Origin of the sequence: Mesorhizobium sp. 131-2-1, from assembly GCF_016756535.1 — a bacterium.
Classification (GTDB): Bacteria; Pseudomonadota; Alphaproteobacteria; order Rhizobiales; family Rhizobiaceae; genus Mesorhizobium.
The window spans coordinates 5,099,408-5,114,338 of the sequence record NZ_AP023247.1 but is presented as its reverse complement, the minus strand read 5'-3'; the positions used below and the strand labels follow the sequence as shown (position 1 = coordinate 5,114,338).

The window sequence follows — 14,931 nt, the reverse complement described above, 5'->3', positions numbered from 1 at the left end:
CAGGTGACTGGCCTCGTCCGAGCTTGTTGAAGCTGGCTGTCAAGGATCGGGGTGACCGGTGATGACTGGCCTCGCGCTCCCATGCGAGGACTTCGCGGACGAGGCCGTATTGCTGGCAGAGACTCTGGCTCGCATGATCGGAAGCGGCAATGACATCGTCGCGTCTGATCATTTGCTTCCCACCGCCATTCAGCCAACCCGAAGAAACCACTACAACGCCACCCGAAGAGGATTGCCGAACCAACGAACTCCCTCCTGGACGAGTTCAACATCGACGAATGCGGCGCCCCGCTCTTTCAGCGACACCGGTACAGCCACAGCCAGATAGATCGTGTCGCCCGGCACCAGCACAAACGGAATACTGGTCCGCGCATTGTCGTATTGTACCGACTGGCCGGCAGCGTCGAGCGCGTGGTAGCCCAGTGTAATGCCCAAATCTCCATCAGCCGTGCCGAGACTCGACCAGACCGTGTTGGAGAGGTTGGTCACGTTGACGACGATCTTCGACGCGGCGCCGTCATCGGTCGCGTAAGGGCCCTCCACAAGCTCCAGACGATGAGCGCGCTGCGCTTCCGCAAGGGGCGCCATGATCCGTGTCGTGCCAAGATCGGTCCGCGGGGCGAGGGATCTTGGATCCTTCGGCTCGTAGATCTTGTACCATTTCTGCCCAACGACCACATCTTCGAGCTGCGTCGCGCTCTCGGACCAGGTTGGCCACGAGGCATCGCCGGGCGTAGCTGGGGCCGTGCGATTCAGGAAGTCCCTGACCGCCGCGCCAAGTGCGGCGGCAGAGCCGGCTTCGAAGAAGGATGCCGCGGCCGCGCCCTTGCCAACCTCCCGGAAGACCGGAATGTCGCTGGCAATCACCGGCTTGCCGAAGTGGCCCGCCTCGACGATGGGCAGACCAAAACCTTCCGCGAAGGAGGCCGCGATCAGCGCGTCGCAAACCGCGTAAAGCGTGGCCAGGTCGCCATCGTCGACCTGTGAGTGCAGATGCAGGCGCTTGCCGAACTCCGCGTGGCGCCTGATGCGGTCGTCGAGATACGCCGTTCCCCACCCGGTTTTCCCGACGATGATCAGTTCTATGTCGAAACCGTCGGCCCACAACGCCTCGAAGGCATCCATCGCAATGCGATGGCCTTTGCGCGGCTCCAGCGTCCCGACCATCAGGAAACGGGGGCGCATCGCGCCTGTGCTGGCGCGAACCGGCTTGGATGCGGTCGGCCCGTTGGCGAAGTCCGCGCCAAGCTGCCAGTAGCCGACTTTCATCGGCCGTGGGAACCGGATTCCGGCGAGCAGGTCTAGCAATTCGTCGGCGACCGCGCGCGAGATGCAGACAAAACCGGTCGAATAGGCGAGCGCCGTCTGAAACCATGCGCTGAAAGCGGGCGGCATGCCTTCATGGCAAAAGGCGGCCGAGCGCAAGGGAACCGTGTCATAAAGGCAGGAGATGACCTCGCCGCCCTTGATCAGGGCCGGCCGAAGGAATGCCGGGTGCAGCGTATGGTAGGTCCACGAACTGTCCAGCATCAGGATCGTATCGCCGGCCTGGGGCAGGAGCCTGGTCGACGACTGCTTCGGCGGCGCGCGTCCGGTCCACTCCCTGGCGAAATACCAACCGGATTCGTCGTCGCAGAACGAGATGTACTTGCCCTCGCTCTTCGATCGGCGCGGAAACAGGCTTTCGCAGATTCGCCGTACGACCCGCTGGATGCCGCTCTTGCCGTCGTCGATCAGCGTCGAGCTCGCATCCACCAGCAACCGCGGTCTGGCGACCTCTGGTTCGGCCAGCGCCATCAAGGTCGCCACTTCCCGCTCTTCATTTTTCTTGACCTCGAGCGCCTCGACCAATCCGAGCCCGGGCGGCGGCGCGGAGCGGCGATCGAGCCCTTGCAGGCCCTGGACGACACGCTCCGAGACCTTGTCCCAGCCGAACGCCTCTATCCTGTCCCGCGCCAGTTCCTTCAGCTTGCGCGTGTTGGGCTTGCCTGCCGCGACAGCTTCGATCTTTTCCGCCAGATCCCACGGCGAAGTGGGGTCGAACAACAGCGCGTCATCCCTGACAATCTCGGGAAGCGCCCCCGCCCTGGCCGCGATCGCGGGTGTCCCGCAGGCGATCGCCTCCAGCGCCGTTAGCCCGAAGCCCTCCATGAAGGAGGGTTGCACCAGGGCAAGAGCTCCCTTGTAGAGGCAAACCAGCGTCCGGTCATCGACTGCGCCTGCAAACACGATCCGGTCGGCCGCCAAACCACAGGACGCCCATATGTTTCTCAGCTCACCCTCTTCCAGAGGTCCGACGTCGCCGGCAATGACGAACTTCAGGTTCTCCCGCAATGATTTGGAGATCATGCAAAAGGCGGCCGGGACGACAGCGATATTCTTGCGCCAATCAAATCCTCCCACGTAGAGGACGTAATCGCCCTCGATGCCGTTGCGATCCGTGCTGTCGTTTATCAGTTCGACAAAAGTGTTTGATATTCCGGTCCCGATATACAGGTCGTTTGTCGCGTCGACGAAATGGCGCAATTCGCGCGATGAGAAATCCGAAATCGTGAAGGCGAGATCGAAGTTTCTGTAGCTGGCGAGGCGACGATTGAAATAGTCCTGCCGGCGGCTGTCCCGCATATACTTGTCGGGAAACCTGAAGGGTATCGCGTCATAGAATATGGCTGCGGTCTTGACCGTCGCCAACGGCCCTCCGAGGTAGGGAACCGCGGGATCCAGCGCGCCTTCGAAAGGGCTGGCGGAAAGGGCAACGTCCGGATTGAGTTGATTGACGTGGTGGACAAGGGCTATTTCGCTGCGCTTGCGCCACGGCGTGTATCCGAAGTCGGCTTCGCCGCCTTCGACTTTCCCGTGCCAGACATGAATACGGTCCGCCGGGACGATGTCTGAAAGCAATGACCGCGCGGCCATCGCGCTCTCGGGCATTGCGGCATTGAGCGAAACCAGCAACTCGATCTCGTCCTTGTGGGTGGAAAGGCTGCGCAGCAGATCAAGGACATAGCGTCCAATTCCCCGCATGCGGCTATGCGTCTGCAGGCACTGGCCATCGACCCAGAGTTTCAAGGGCTCGCTGGTCATGTCGGCTTTCCGGAATTGAGACGTTTGCTCCAGGCTCGCAGGGTAGAGGGGTCGGGCTCGAGTGCCCAACCCGTGTCCGTCGTGACAAAGCCTCCTCCGGCGCGCGCGAAAGCCAGCAGGCGGCGTTCGAGTGGCGGGACAAGCCGCACTGTCCGCAAGACCACAGCGGCAATGCGAGGTCTTCGGCGCAACCACAGCACGGCGTGCTGCATCACAAGCTTTGCGTTTGCCCTTGCGGTTCGGCGCCCGGCGGGAGGTTCGACGCGAAAGCCATTGTCCGTCGGCCGCCCGAGAGCGGTCCGGTACAGGTGTTTCATCCCCCGCAACGGAGCCGCAAGCCTCCACGACGTCGAATTCTTGAAGGCATCCGTCAGGCTCGACAGTTGCTGAACCTGCTCGGTTAGAACGGTCTCCTTTTCACGCAAGCGGGCGATTTCGGCATCCCGCTCCTGGATGGATGCTTCCTTCACGGCAAACTGTTCCCTGTTCGCGATCTCCTCATCGGCGATATGCTGGCGAAGACGCTCGATCTCTGTGTCGCGCGCAGCAACGGCCCTGTCTTTGATAATGTCTTTCAACTGTTTGCCGAGAGCGGCAACCGTGTTCGTGAGCACGGTGTTTCCCACGCGCATCATCTCCGACTGGGCGGCGAGATTGTCCGTCAGCAGCTGAATCTGTTGCGCGGTGGATGCCATGGTCGCCTTCACGCCGTCCGACAGGTTGACGATCTCGTCATCGGCCGAACGGAGCCACTGCCTGATCTGTCCCATGTCGGCGGGATGCTGTTGTGATGCGGCGTTTACAAATGCCGCAAGGGCTTCGGAACCTTCCGCCGCACGCTTCGTTGCCAGGCAGGCATAGTCGCGCGCCACCTCGAACATGAGGTGGACGCTGCGCTCGATCGGCCCTGCCTCGATCATCGGCGCGCCATTCAGCCTGAGGATCGCTGTTTGCGCGAAGCCGGCCTGTCCCACCAGAAATTGAAGCAGCTCCGGCGGCAGCGGGCTTTTGTGAGTCGGGTCGAGATGAAAAGTATGCGTGCCGACCGAGATGTTTTCCGGGTTGGGTGTTTCCAGGATCAGCAGACCGTCGTCGATCAGCACCCTTTGGCATTCGTCCAGCAGTTCGATCAGGTAATCGGTCGGCACGTGCTCGACCATATGGAAGGCCGAAACGACCGCCACGCTGCTGTCCGGCCTGCCGCCGAGATATTCGAGCGCGTCCTGCAGTTCGATCTTGAGGCCATGGTCGATGGCTTCCTGCGCCATGCGCGTGTTCGTATCCACGCCCACCGCTTCCAGCCCGGCCTCGCCGAGTACCTCAAGCCACTCGCCGCGTCCGCAGCCAAGATCGATCGCAAGAGTGGGTCCATCGGCCTGTCGCGGCACCTGCGCCAGCAAGGGCTCGTAGATCTTGAGCCGCTCCTTGACGAGTTCCCTCGAGCCGCGAAAGCGATCCTCGAACGCCTTGTACAGTTCCTCAAAGCTCTTTTTCATCGGGTGATTTCGAGCGCGTGTTCAACGCAGCCCGCCCCGGTAAAAAGGGGACGGTCCGGATGGATGATGTCAAAGCCTTCTGCATCTTTGCCATCGGTCAGCGTCACGGATTCCAATGCTACCGCCTTGGTTCGCACTTTTGCTGCAGAGCCAAACATCTCTCTCTCGCCGCTGCTTGGCGTCAGCTCCGCCAAGCGCATGTCGCCTCCCACGGGCGGGTATGGCATGCGGTGCACGCCACGACAATGGCGGATTCCACGCGTCGGGTCGGGGCCGGAGCCAGTTACGGAAAGTGGCCAGCGGCCTGAGCCCGTCTTTGCTGAGGGCGGGAGATCGGCTAAGGACCAGCCAAGGAATCGGGGATGTTCTCATGCGCGGCTTCGCGATCTGCACGGCACCACGGTCGGGCAGCAATTTCGTATCGCAACTGCTCTCCAGCACCGGTCAGCTCGGGCGCCCGCTGGAATACTTCAACGGCCCAGGGCGGCGCTATTTCGACGATCCGGACTATCCCGACGACAGGGCCATGCAGGTCGACAGAATCCTGACCATGGGCGCGACGCCCAACGGGATCTATGGGCTGAAGATCTTTGCCCATCAGCACGACTGGATCGAAGGCACCATAAAATGGACCTCGATGCTTCCAAGCCTGCAATTCGTATTCCTGCGCAGGCGGGATATGCTCGCCCAGGCGATCTCCTGGGCTCGGGCCCTGCAGACTGGCCAGTATCGGCATGGGCAGACGCCAACCGGTGAAGCGGGATTTGATGGCGAAGCGATTCTGGCCCGTCTTCGCGCGATCGCGGCGGAATATGCTCGGTGGGAGATGTACTTCGCCAGGAACGAAATATCAGCCCTGCGTATGGTCTATGAGGAGGTCGTGGACGCACCGCAACAGGCAATCGATAGGGTAGCAAAGCGGTTTGATCTCCACAGCGCGCACGTCGACATGCGCCAAATCAGCGTTACCGTGCAGCGCGACGAAGTCACTGAAAGGTGGCGCAAGCGCTTCACCGAAGAATTCGGCGATCCAGATAGTGTTGATAGGCTATAGAGCCAGTCGTGGCGCCATGCACTCCGGCCGGCTCGCGCGCGAACGATCCATCGTAAGGGAACCCGCGGATACATGACGCTCGAACAGCCGCTGACGGTCCTGATCGCCAACATTTATCTGACAGGCCGTTCGGGGACCGAGATCGTCACCAGGGAAGTCGCTTTCGCCCTCATGCGCGCCGGGCACAGGCCGATCGTCTATGCGCCCGAACTGGGGCCGATCGCTCAAGAGCTCCAGGCGCGCGGCATAGCCGTCACCAGTGACATCTCGACCATCGCTGCGGACGTCGACATCATCCACGGCAACCACACCCAGGTTACCGCCATCGCCGCGGCACGCTTCCCGAACGCTCCGGTCCTTTACTTTGCGCACGATTTCGTCGCCTGGCATAGCGCCCCTCCGCTTCTCGCCAATGTCTGGAAGTATGTCGCCGTCGACGACACGCTCACCGAGCGGCTGCAATTCGAAGCCGGCATTCCGGCAGACCGTATCGTCACGCTACTCAATGCCGTCGATACAGACCGTTTCGCGCCCGGCCCGCCGCTGCCGGCGCGTCCGCGCCGCGCCCTGGCCTTCGCCAAGAACGTGCAGCATTTGAATGCGGTGCGCGCCGCCTGCGAGGCGCGTGGCATCGAGCTGGACGTGATAGGAGCCTCCGTAGGCAACGTCGCGAGCGAGCCAGAAACCCTGCTGCCGCAATACGATCTTGCCTTCGCGTCCGGGCTAAGCGCCCTCGAAGCCATGGCATGCGGACGCGCCGTCATCGTTTGCGACGGTCGCGGCCTCGCCGGAATGGCTCGCTCCGACAATTGGGGTGCATGGCGGCGCCGCAACTTCGGACTTCGGGTGCTGCAGCGGCGCCTCTTGCCCGAGGCGATCGCGGCCGAGATCGATCGCTACGACGCGGCCGACGCGGCGGAAGTCTCGAGGAGAACGCGCCAGGAGGCGAGCATGTCTAAATGGTTGGACGCTTGCCTGTCGCTCTACGGTGAAGCGATTAGCCAATACCGCGCCGCGCCTCCGGTCAGGCACGAGTTGAACCTCTCGCTGGCGCGTCATATGCAGACCTGGCTGCCGAAGCCAGGACCTATATGGCCGTGGATGAAGGAGCGCGAGGATCTCCTGACACGGCTGGCACGCCTGCCGGCCGAGTTGGAACCAGTCAAGGCGGGCGAGCCGGTTTCCTTGGCGCTGGCCGACGAGCCCGAAAGATTCGTGCGCCTGACGGGGTTCGGCGCCGTTGAAACCTGGGGAGTCTGGACCGACGGCGAGCTGGCAATGGTCGAATTCAAGATAGGCTGGGGCCCTGCGCCAACCTCACTCAGACTGGTTTTGGAGCCTTTCCTGCATGAGCATCGTTCGGAAGTCGCCGCTGAGCTTTTCATCAACGGAATGCGGATTGAACGACGGATATTTGGGGGACGGCAAGACTGGGAGGTGGCGCTGTCGTCCGAAGCTGCGCTAGCCCGGAATTTTACCGTCGGCCTTCGGATTGAGAATCCCGCAAGTCCACAGCAGCTGGGGCTGTCGAGCGATGAACGGCGGCTTGGGCTGGGACTGCGCCTGATCGAACTCGGCAAATGAGAGACCGCCCCGACCGTCCGCCAGGATTCACATCGCCAGTTGTCTGGCCAGTGGCTCGACATGCTCCTTGAAGCGCAGCACTGTCGTGTAATAGCCGCTCTTGACCCGCTGCTCACCCCATCGCTCGTAGGCTGGCGGCTGCTCCGAGCATTCTGAAATGTCCAAATGGTAATCGACCGGAGTGAGGCGTTCCACGCCGAAGCTTGCAAGGCCGTGCGCCGCGCGCAGGCGGTCGGCCTCTTCGGTCAATTCCGGATAATTGTCGATGGCCCCAAGCTTGCGGTCGAATGCCGCGGCGTCGAGGTGAAGCTCGATCCCCCCTGGTGCTTCCGTCTCGCGCCTGAGCGCGTCCGCCTCGAGCGGAAACTCGAGATTGGGCAACTCGCTCCCGTTTTGGCCGCGCAATCTCGCCAGCGCCGCATTGACGAGCAGCCGGCAGACGTCGTGCCCCGGATTGAAACCTTCGACCGCGTCAGCCGCGACATAGTCGATCGCTTCATCGGCGAGAACTGTGGTCATTTCGTCAACGAGCTGTTGGAATGTCTCGGCTTCGCCGGTCAGGATAGCCCGGTAGAGATCCCGGTCCGCCATCTTGCCGAAGAACGTTGCCGATGGACGTGCCCCGGCGCCGGCCAGGACTTCGGTCGTGCGGTCGAGCCTGCCGACACCGAGATGGCCCGAACCGTCTGTCAGGACAAGCACCAAAGGCTTGGCGGTTTCCATCCAATGGTGGACCCGCAATTCATGCCCCGGATGGGCGACGACCAATGCCGCCTTCTTGCCGCGCCACCAACCTTGCTCGTCGCTGCCCATGGGTGCGTCCCCCAAAATCTGAAACTGAAATGATCAATGTAAAATTTAAGTACCGAGTGTCGATTGGCCTTAGCGCAATCCCGGGAAAAGTGCGTAACGGTTTCCGTCCAGAATTGCATAGAATGTGAGGCCGCACGTCAGGCGCACTTGCCACGGGCTTCAACCGAAATAGGCCGGGAGGACCTCATTGGTAGGGCCGTCCATCAGCACGCGGCCATGTTCCATCCACAGGATGCGGTTGCAATTGTTCTGCAGCAACTCGCGCGAGTGGCTGGCAAGGACGAGAATCTTGGTCGTGTCGACGATCTCGCGCAGCCGCTTGTCGGCCTTGTGCTTGAAATCCTCGTCGCCGGTCGAAAGCCATTCGTCCATGACGAGTATCTCCGGCCGGATCGCGGTGGACGTCGAGAATGCCAGCCGAAGCTGCATGCCGGACGAATAGGTCCGGAATGGCATGTCGAGGAAGTCGCCCAATCCGGTGAACTCGGCGATCTCGTCATACTGCTCACGCAATTCTTCCGGACGCATGCCCATCATCGCGGCGCGCAGCCGGATGTTTTCGCGGCCCGTCGCTTCCGGATCGATGCCCAGCGAGATGTTGATGAGAGACACGCATTCGCCCTGGATCACGGCCGATCCTCGTGTCGGCCTGTAGATGCCCGACAGCACGCGAAGCAGCGTCGTCTTGCCGGCGCCGTTGTGGCCGACAAGGCCGATCCGGTCCCCCTCCCGCAGGGAAAAACTGACATCCTCGAGGCCGCGCACGATGACATGGCCGTCCCCTCGGCGGTCGATCGCGCCGCCGGTCGCGACACTGAGCACCCTGTTCTTGAGGGAGCGGCTTGCCGCGTTGAACACCGGAAATTCGACCGAGACGCCGGTCAATGTGATGGAAGCCATAGCGCTGTTCAGAGCCAATAGGGGATGCGATGACGATAGCGGCCGAAGAGGGCCAATGCGACCATCCAGCCGACGACCGCGAACACGACGCACGCCATCCAGCTGGTTGCCGACGGCAATTCGCCCAGAAGTGGGTCCCGCACGACGCTGATCAGATGGTAGAAGGGATTAAGCTCCACCAGCCGTCTCGAGAAGCCCTCCGGAAGCGTTTGCGGCATCCACATCACCGGGGTTAGGTACATGATGACCTGCAGGAGGTTCTGCATCACCTGCGTCATGTCGCGGTAGCGCGCGCACAGCACCGCCAGGATGAGCATGATCCAAAGCAGATTGAGCGACAAAATGACAAAGCCGGGCAGCGCCAGTAAGACGTGCCATGTCGGCATGCGCGCGACGGCCAGCAGGACGAGGGGATATATCAGGATGTTGTGGCCGAGGATGATTGCGTTGCGGTACAGCGTCCGCAACACATGCGTGAACAATGGCATGCGCACCTGGAGGATTATGCCCTCGGCGCCGACAAAGGCGATGCACCCCTCGTTGATTGATGTAGCGATGAACCCCCAGAAAATCAGGCTGACGCAAATGTAGGGGAGAAACTCCTCCAGGGGTGTGCGGAACAGCGTGCCGAAGAGGAACCCGAGCGCGCCGATCAGGACACCCATGTTGATGGTCAGCCAGAACACCCCGACACGCGAACGGCGATAGCGCTGGGCCACGTCCTGCCAGCTGAAAGTCGTCGCGAGGTGATGTTTCGTCAGCGCGGCGCCTATATCGGCGAACGCCTCTGCAAGGAAGCCCGTTTTAGTCGGCAGCATATGTCCCGATCGTTTGTTCTGCCCAGGCCGGCTGTGTGCGACAGGTTCGATACATTATTGCCCGGTGGACATCAAGTTGATGCGCCGACGCGGAATACCGGCCGGCTCGCACTTCGTTGATGACATGACAGAACAGAAATGTTGCCAAGGGCTTGTGCTCGACCTTTGCGCTTTCAGCGGGCGCCGTGCATCCGGCGCCAATAGTCGAGCACGTCGGCTATTGTCTGTTCGAATGGCACGACGGGCCTCCAGTTTAGCCTGTCGCGCGCCTTTGATGCATCACCGCATGCGAAGGGCGTGTCGTTGAGCCGCAGTCTTTCCGGATCCGTGCGCACCTCGATATCGAGGCCCGACCGCGCGATAAGCATGTCAAGGATATCCCGGATCTTGCGGGGCTGTCCGGACGCTATGTTGTAGACACGGTCCGGTTCGGCATCGAAGTCGACCGTGGCCAGACGCGCATAGGCGCGCACAACGTCGCGGACGTCGAGGAAATCCCGCTCGACCTCCAGATTTCCCACATGGATGACGGGTTCGTTCTTGCCGGCCATGATCTCAGCCACCTGGCGCGCGAAGGCGGGGACCACATAGGCGTCGGACTGGCCGGGGCCAGTATGGTTGAACGGCCGGCAGCGGACGGCCCGCAGCCCGTCATAGGCCATCTGCCCGATCATCAGGTCGGCGGCGGCCTTGGTGGCGCCGTACACCGTCGTCGGCCGAAGCGGCTCGTTTTCCGTCACCGGCCGGCCGGCCGCGCTTTGGAACGACGCGCCATAGGCTTCCGAACTGCTGACATAGACGAACCTGGCCTCCGGAGCATGTCGCATCACGGATTCGGCGAGGTTCATGGTCCCCGTCACGTTGACATCCCATGCATGTCGCGGCGCGTTGCGCGCATCCGCCGGCGCCGCGACCGCCGCCAAGTGCACAAGCGCTGTGGGACGGGTTTTTCGGATCGCTGCCTCGACCGCGCTCCGGTCCGTGAGGTCGATCGGGTTCATCTGCCCGTTGCCATGGCCAAAGGCGAACACCTCGCATTCGCCATGGTCCCGCGCGAGCAGCTGTAGCAGCGCCGAACCGACAAAGCCGCTTGCCCCGGTGACCAGAATGCGATGCGCCAAGCTATCGACCATTACGCAAGGGGCCCTCTGCTCGACTTAGCGTGCGGGCTGGTTGGTATGACGTTCAAGGTCGGCATCCACCATTTCCCGGATCATGTCTTCCAGCGAAATCGTCGCCTCCCACCCCAGCTTCGCTTTTGCCTTGGCCGGATTTCCCAGCAGGATTTCGACTTCGGCGGGCCTGAACAGTTCGGGGTCGATGACGAGATGGTCCTCGATGTTGAGCCCGACATGCTCGAAGGCGATGCGGCACATGTCGCGCACGGTCGTCGTCCTGCCCGTGGCCACGACATAGTCGTCCGGCACATCCTGCTGCAGCATCAGCCACATGGCGCGGACATAGTCCTTGGAGTGGCCCCAATCGCGCTTGGCGTCGATATTGCCGAGCCGCAATTCCCTGGACAGGCCCTTCTTGATGCGCGCAACCGCGTCCGTGACCTTGCGGGTCACGAACTCGATGCCGCGGAGCGGCGATTCGTGATTGAACAGAATGCCGCTCGAGGCATGCAAGCCGAAGCTTTCGCGGTAGTTGATGGTGATCCAGTGGCCGTAGAGCTTCGCCACCGCGTAGGGCGAGCGAGGATGGAAGGGGGTCGTTTCCGACTGCATCGGTTCCTGGATAAGGCCGTACATCTCGGACGACGAGGCCTGATAGAAGCGAGCCTCGGGCTTTTCGAGGCGAAGCGCCTCAAGCACGTTGGTCACGCCAATGCCGGTGACGTTGCCCGTCAGGATCGGCTGCTGCCACGATGACTTGACGAAGGACTGGGCGGCAAGGTTGTAGACCTCGTCCGGCCCGATGTCGCGCATCGTTCGGGCCAGGCCGGAAAGATCCGTCAGGTTTCCGTCGACGATCCTGACGTCCTTCTCGATGCCGAGCCATTTCAGGCGCGTCGTGTTGACGTCGGCTGTGCTCGATCGCCGCGCAAGTCCGTGGACCTCATAGCCCTTGGAGAGCAAGAGTTCTGCCAGATAGGCGCCGTCCTGCCCGGTGACGCCCGTTATCAATGCTGTCTTTGTCATCAATGCTCTCGATGTGTCCGATGATTGCTCCACCCAAGCCGTGTTTCCGATGGTTGCCCGCCCCAGCCCGGCGAGCCAATGAAATTGTCAGGCGCGACCGTATACGTCGTCGAAGCGCACGATGTCATCCTCGCCCAGATAGTCGCCGCTTTGGACTTCGATGATCACCAGGTCGATCTTGCCCGGGTTTTCGAGCCGATGCTTGTGACCACAAGGAATGTAGGTCGACTGATTGGTCGCCAGGAACAGTTCCTCGTCGCCATTAATTATCTTCGCCGAGCCGCTGACAACGACCCAGTGCTCCGAACGATGGTGATGCATCTGCAGGCTCAGGCGCCGGCCAGGCTTGACCTCGATGCGCTTGATCTTGAATCGCTCGCCTTCCTCCAGGACCGTGTAGGTGCCCCACGGCCGGTGCACGGTGCTGTGAAGCAAGTGCGCTTCATGCCCGGAGGCCTTGAGCGATTCGAACAGTTTCTTGACGTCCTGAACGCGATCGCGGGACGCCACCAGCAATGCGTCGGGGGAATCGACGATCACCAGGTCGCTGACGCCCACCGTGCCGATGACGCGTTTGTCGGAACTGATGTAGCTGCCCGCTGTATCGACCATGCGAACGTCACCGCGAATCCGGTTGCCGTTCTGGTCGGGGGCGACCAGTTCGGCCATCGCGTTCCATGATCCAATATCGTTCCATTCCATGTCGCAGGGAACGACGGCCAGGTTTTGCGCCTTTTCCATCACCGCATGGTCGAGCGAAATGCGCGGAGCCAGGGCGAAATGCTCAGGCGAGAGTTCGATGTTGGCGAAACCATCGCCACGGCTGGCGCGGCTGTCATCGTAGCTGGCGAGAACGGCCTCGATCACCGCGGGACAATGCTTGGCCATTGCGTCGAGCATGACCTGCGCGCGGAAACAGAAGATGCCGGCGTTCCAGAAGAACCGCTTGGAGGCGACATAGGCCTTGGCCGTCTCCAGATCCGGCTTCTCGACGAAACGGACGACGTTTTCGCCATCCGCCTCGATATAGCCGAAGGCCGTGTCCGGTCTGGTCGGGTTTATCCCCAGCGTCGCGATGCGTCCTTGCCCGGCATGCTCGATCGCCTTGGCCATGGCGCCCAGGAATGCCGGCAAGTTTCCGATCATGTGGTCGGCGGGAAAAATGCACAGAACGGCGTCGGGGCCATGCATTGCCTTGGCGTAGATCGCAGCCGCGGCCACGGCTGCAGCCGTATCGCGGCCCTCAGGCTCGAGCAGGAAGGTCCGCTGCGGAACGACGGACTCCAGCGCGTCGAAGTCGTCCGTCGTGAGGAAGAGGTGTTCCCTGGACGTCACCGTGACGAGCTCGACGACGTCCTTGATCGAGGCGGCGCGCAATGCAGTATGCTGGATCAGCGAATGTCCGTCCGCCACCTTGAGGAAGGGCTTGGGATGCGACTGCCGCGAGGCAGGCCACAGGCGCGAGCCGGCTCCACCGCTGATGATCACCGGAACAACCTTCATCAAATGCCCTCTGTGCCCGTGGATGCGAATGCCCGCGCCTTTTCCAGTGTCAGTGCCACGATCGCCGTCGCCCTGGCGTGGCTCGCGGCCTCCGAATAGCAGCGCAATTCCGGCGCATTTCCGGACGGCCGCAAATGTATGATCTCGCCACTGTCCATCCGTGCCCTGAGGCCATCGGTTTCATCGATTTCGGCAACGATGCCAAACGGAGCCAGGAATTGCTGGAGCGCATCGGGTTTGGCGAGTTGGGCCATCAACCGGCGTGAGCTCTCCAGGGGGAAGTTTTCGAGTCGCTCGCTCGCGCAAAACGGAAGGTCCCAAAGCTCGCGCAAACGCGACAGCGGTCTTTTCGTCGATGCCATGGTGCCGAGCACGGCCAGGATCGGCAGCAGCGAGTCCCGTGTCGGCAGGGCCGCCAGCGTCTTTCCATTCAGCAGGCAATCCGACCCCAGGAGAACGCCGCCATTGGCTTCGAAGCCGATGACAATGTTGCCGCCACGGTACGATGCTTCCATGCCGGCGATGACGAAGGGAGATCCAACCTTGGTTCTCTTCACCTCGAAACCCAGAGTATCCGAAATGCCCGAATTGGAGGTCACGGGTGTCACGACGGTGTCCGCGGCCACGAAAAGCGCGGTGACGAGCCCGATCAGGTCGCCCCGGAACAGATCGCCATTTTCGTCGGCGACAAGCGGGCGATCGGCGTCGGCGTCCGTGGACACGATGGCGTCGAGTTGGAACTCGCCGCTCCACGCCTTGAACTTCGCAAGCGTCGCTGCATCCACGGCTTCGGTGTCGACCGGCACGAAGGTTTCGCTTTTGCCGACCGGGACCACCTCTGCTCCGAACGATCGAAGGACCCGCACCAGCAATTCCGCCGCGACCGAACTGTGCTGGTAAACGCCGAACCTCATGCCTGACAGCGAATCCGGTCCCAGGATATCGTTGGCGCGTTCCTGGTAGCCGGCAATCGCTTCGTCATGGCGATTTGGCCAGGCCGTCCCCGCAAGGCTTGGTGACTCGTACACGTTCGACTTGTCGGCGACATATTGCGTTATCGCAGCCTCGTCCGCCTTATCGATCTCGCCATTCGGGCGATAGAATTTGATGCCGTTGCGGTCGGCGGGAATATGGGAGCCGGTGACCATCAGGGCGGCCGCGCCGTGCTTTTGGGCGTAAAGGGCGAGGGCGGGGGTAGGGATGACGCCGCAATCCATCGGCTGGAATCCGCTCACGGCCAAGGCCGCCATGCAATGGCCGGCAATCGCCGGGCTGCTGTCGCGCAGGTCGCGGCCCACAAAGATCGGGCCGCTCGATTGAAGTCCGCTCGAGGTCAAACGCCAGGCGAACGCCGCAGTATAGAGTCCACTGGGCTTCCCAACCAATTCCGAAGCCAGACCTCGGACGCCGCTCGACCCGAATTTCATCATTCCGCTTTTGCTGTTTGGAAGATCAGGCCGGTAATATTGGAGTGGGGTTCGCTGTCAACAAAAAATCATACCGGCGCGCCCTCGGGCGCAGTTGAACGGAATCGA

Annotated in this window: 12 protein-coding genes; 2 read left to right on the top strand and 10 right to left on the bottom strand. The window is 62.0% G+C overall.

Annotated features, from left to right (window positions below):
- Nucleotides 1–210 precede the first annotated feature (210 nt).
- The 3 genes from JG743_RS24985 to JG743_RS24980 form a co-directional block, all read right to left on the bottom strand.
- Nucleotides 211–2,625 carry a glycosyltransferase family 4 protein gene (locus JG743_RS24985; RefSeq protein WP_244673220.1) on the bottom strand — a complete coding sequence of 805 codons (2,415 nt, stop codon included), beginning with the start codon at nucleotides 2,623–2,625 and terminating at the stop codon, nucleotides 211–213.
- 455 nt (nucleotides 2,626–3,080) lie between these two features.
- Complete coding sequence (locus JG743_RS34235; protein WP_244672903.1) at nucleotides 3,081–4,580, bottom strand: class I SAM-dependent methyltransferase; 1,500 nt, start codon at nucleotides 4,578–4,580, stop codon at nucleotides 3,081–3,083.
- Nucleotides 4,577–4,774, bottom strand: coding sequence for a hypothetical protein (locus tag JG743_RS24980; RefSeq protein WP_202293531.1), 198 nt, complete (start codon nucleotides 4,772–4,774; stop codon nucleotides 4,577–4,579). Before JG743_RS24980 ends, JG743_RS34235 begins: the two co-directional genes overlap by 4 nt.
- Nucleotides 4,775–4,950: 176 nt before the next feature.
- Here JG743_RS24980 and JG743_RS24975 point away from each other — a divergent pair, with 176 nt between their 5' ends.
- Nucleotides 4,951–5,634 (top strand): Stf0 family sulfotransferase, encoded by a 684-nt coding sequence (locus JG743_RS24975; RefSeq protein ID WP_202293529.1) that lies wholly within the window; start codon nucleotides 4,951–4,953, stop codon nucleotides 5,632–5,634.
- A 72-nt stretch (nucleotides 5,635–5,706) separates the two neighbouring features.
- Nucleotides 5,707–7,218: a glycosyltransferase gene (locus JG743_RS24970; RefSeq protein ID WP_202293527.1), complete on the top strand. Its 1,512-nt coding sequence runs from the start codon at nucleotides 5,707–5,709 to the stop codon at nucleotides 7,216–7,218.
- A gap of 27 nt (nucleotides 7,219–7,245) precedes the next feature.
- Here JG743_RS24970 and JG743_RS24965 read toward each other — a convergent pair whose 3' ends face one another.
- The 7 genes from JG743_RS24965 to JG743_RS24935 form a co-directional block, all read right to left on the bottom strand.
- Entirely contained in the window at nucleotides 7,246–8,031 is a 786-nt protein-coding gene (locus JG743_RS24965) for a hypothetical protein (RefSeq protein WP_202293525.1), read from the bottom strand.
- Between the two features lie 159 nt (nucleotides 8,032–8,190).
- A complete protein-coding gene (locus JG743_RS24960) occupies nucleotides 8,191–8,931 on the bottom strand; it encodes an ABC transporter ATP-binding protein (RefSeq protein ID WP_202293523.1) in 741 nt (246 codons plus the stop codon).
- Between the two features lie 8 nt (nucleotides 8,932–8,939).
- Nucleotides 8,940–9,749, bottom strand: a complete 810-nt coding sequence (locus JG743_RS24955) for an ABC transporter permease (RefSeq protein WP_202293521.1) — start codon at nucleotides 9,747–9,749, stop codon at nucleotides 8,940–8,942.
- Nucleotides 9,750–9,922: 173 nt separating this feature from the next.
- Nucleotides 9,923–10,882 (bottom strand): GDP-mannose 4,6-dehydratase, encoded by a 960-nt coding sequence (locus tag JG743_RS24950; RefSeq protein ID WP_202293519.1) that lies wholly within the window; start codon nucleotides 10,880–10,882, stop codon nucleotides 9,923–9,925.
- Nucleotides 10,883–10,906: 24 nt separating this feature from the next.
- Complete coding sequence (gmd, locus tag JG743_RS24945) at nucleotides 10,907–11,893, bottom strand: GDP-mannose 4,6-dehydratase (RefSeq protein ID WP_202293517.1); 987 nt, start codon at nucleotides 11,891–11,893, stop codon at nucleotides 10,907–10,909.
- A gap of 87 nt (nucleotides 11,894–11,980) precedes the next feature.
- Nucleotides 11,981–13,396: a mannose-1-phosphate guanylyltransferase/mannose-6-phosphate isomerase gene (locus JG743_RS24940; protein ID WP_202293515.1), complete on the bottom strand. Its 1,416-nt coding sequence runs from the start codon at nucleotides 13,394–13,396 to the stop codon at nucleotides 11,981–11,983.
- A complete protein-coding gene (locus JG743_RS24935; RefSeq protein WP_202302943.1) occupies nucleotides 13,396–14,823 on the bottom strand; it encodes a phosphomannomutase in 1,428 nt (475 codons plus the stop codon). The genes JG743_RS24940 and JG743_RS24935 overlap by 1 nt, the downstream gene beginning before the upstream one ends.
- Nucleotides 14,824–14,931 lie beyond the last annotated feature (108 nt).

Coding starts and splice junctions, on each gene's coding strand:
- JG743_RS24985 (WP_244673220.1), bottom strand. CDS start 2,625: ATGCGGGACAGCCGCCGGCAGGACTATTTCAATCGTCGCCTCGCCAGC.
- JG743_RS34235 (WP_244672903.1), bottom strand. CDS start 4,580: ATGAAAAAGAGCTTTGAGGAACTGTACAAGGCGTTCGAGGATCGCTTT.
- JG743_RS24975 (WP_202293529.1), top strand. CDS start 4,951: ATGCGCGGCTTCGCGATCTGCACGGCACCACGGTCGGGCAGCAATTTC.
- JG743_RS24970 (WP_202293527.1), top strand. CDS start 5,707: ATGACGCTCGAACAGCCGCTGACGGTCCTGATCGCCAACATTTATCTG.
- JG743_RS24965 (WP_202293525.1), bottom strand. CDS start 8,031: ATGGGCAGCGACGAGCAAGGTTGGTGGCGCGGCAAGAAGGCGGCATTG.
- JG743_RS24960 (WP_202293523.1), bottom strand. CDS start 8,931: ATGGCTTCCATCACATTGACCGGCGTCTCGGTCGAATTTCCGGTGTTC.
- JG743_RS24955 (WP_202293521.1), bottom strand. CDS start 9,749: ATGCTGCCGACTAAAACGGGCTTCCTTGCAGAGGCGTTCGCCGATATA.
- JG743_RS24950 (WP_202293519.1), bottom strand. CDS start 10,882: ATGGTCGATAGCTTGGCGCATCGCATTCTGGTCACCGGGGCAAGCGGC.
- gmd (WP_202293517.1), bottom strand. CDS start 11,893: ATGACAAAGACAGCATTGATAACGGGCGTCACCGGGCAGGACGGCGCC.
- JG743_RS24940 (WP_202293515.1), bottom strand. CDS start 13,396: ATGAAGGTTGTTCCGGTGATCATCAGCGGTGGAGCCGGCTCGCGCCTG.
- JG743_RS24935 (WP_202302943.1), bottom strand. CDS start 14,823: ATGAAATTCGGGTCGAGCGGCGTCCGAGGTCTGGCTTCGGAATTGGTT.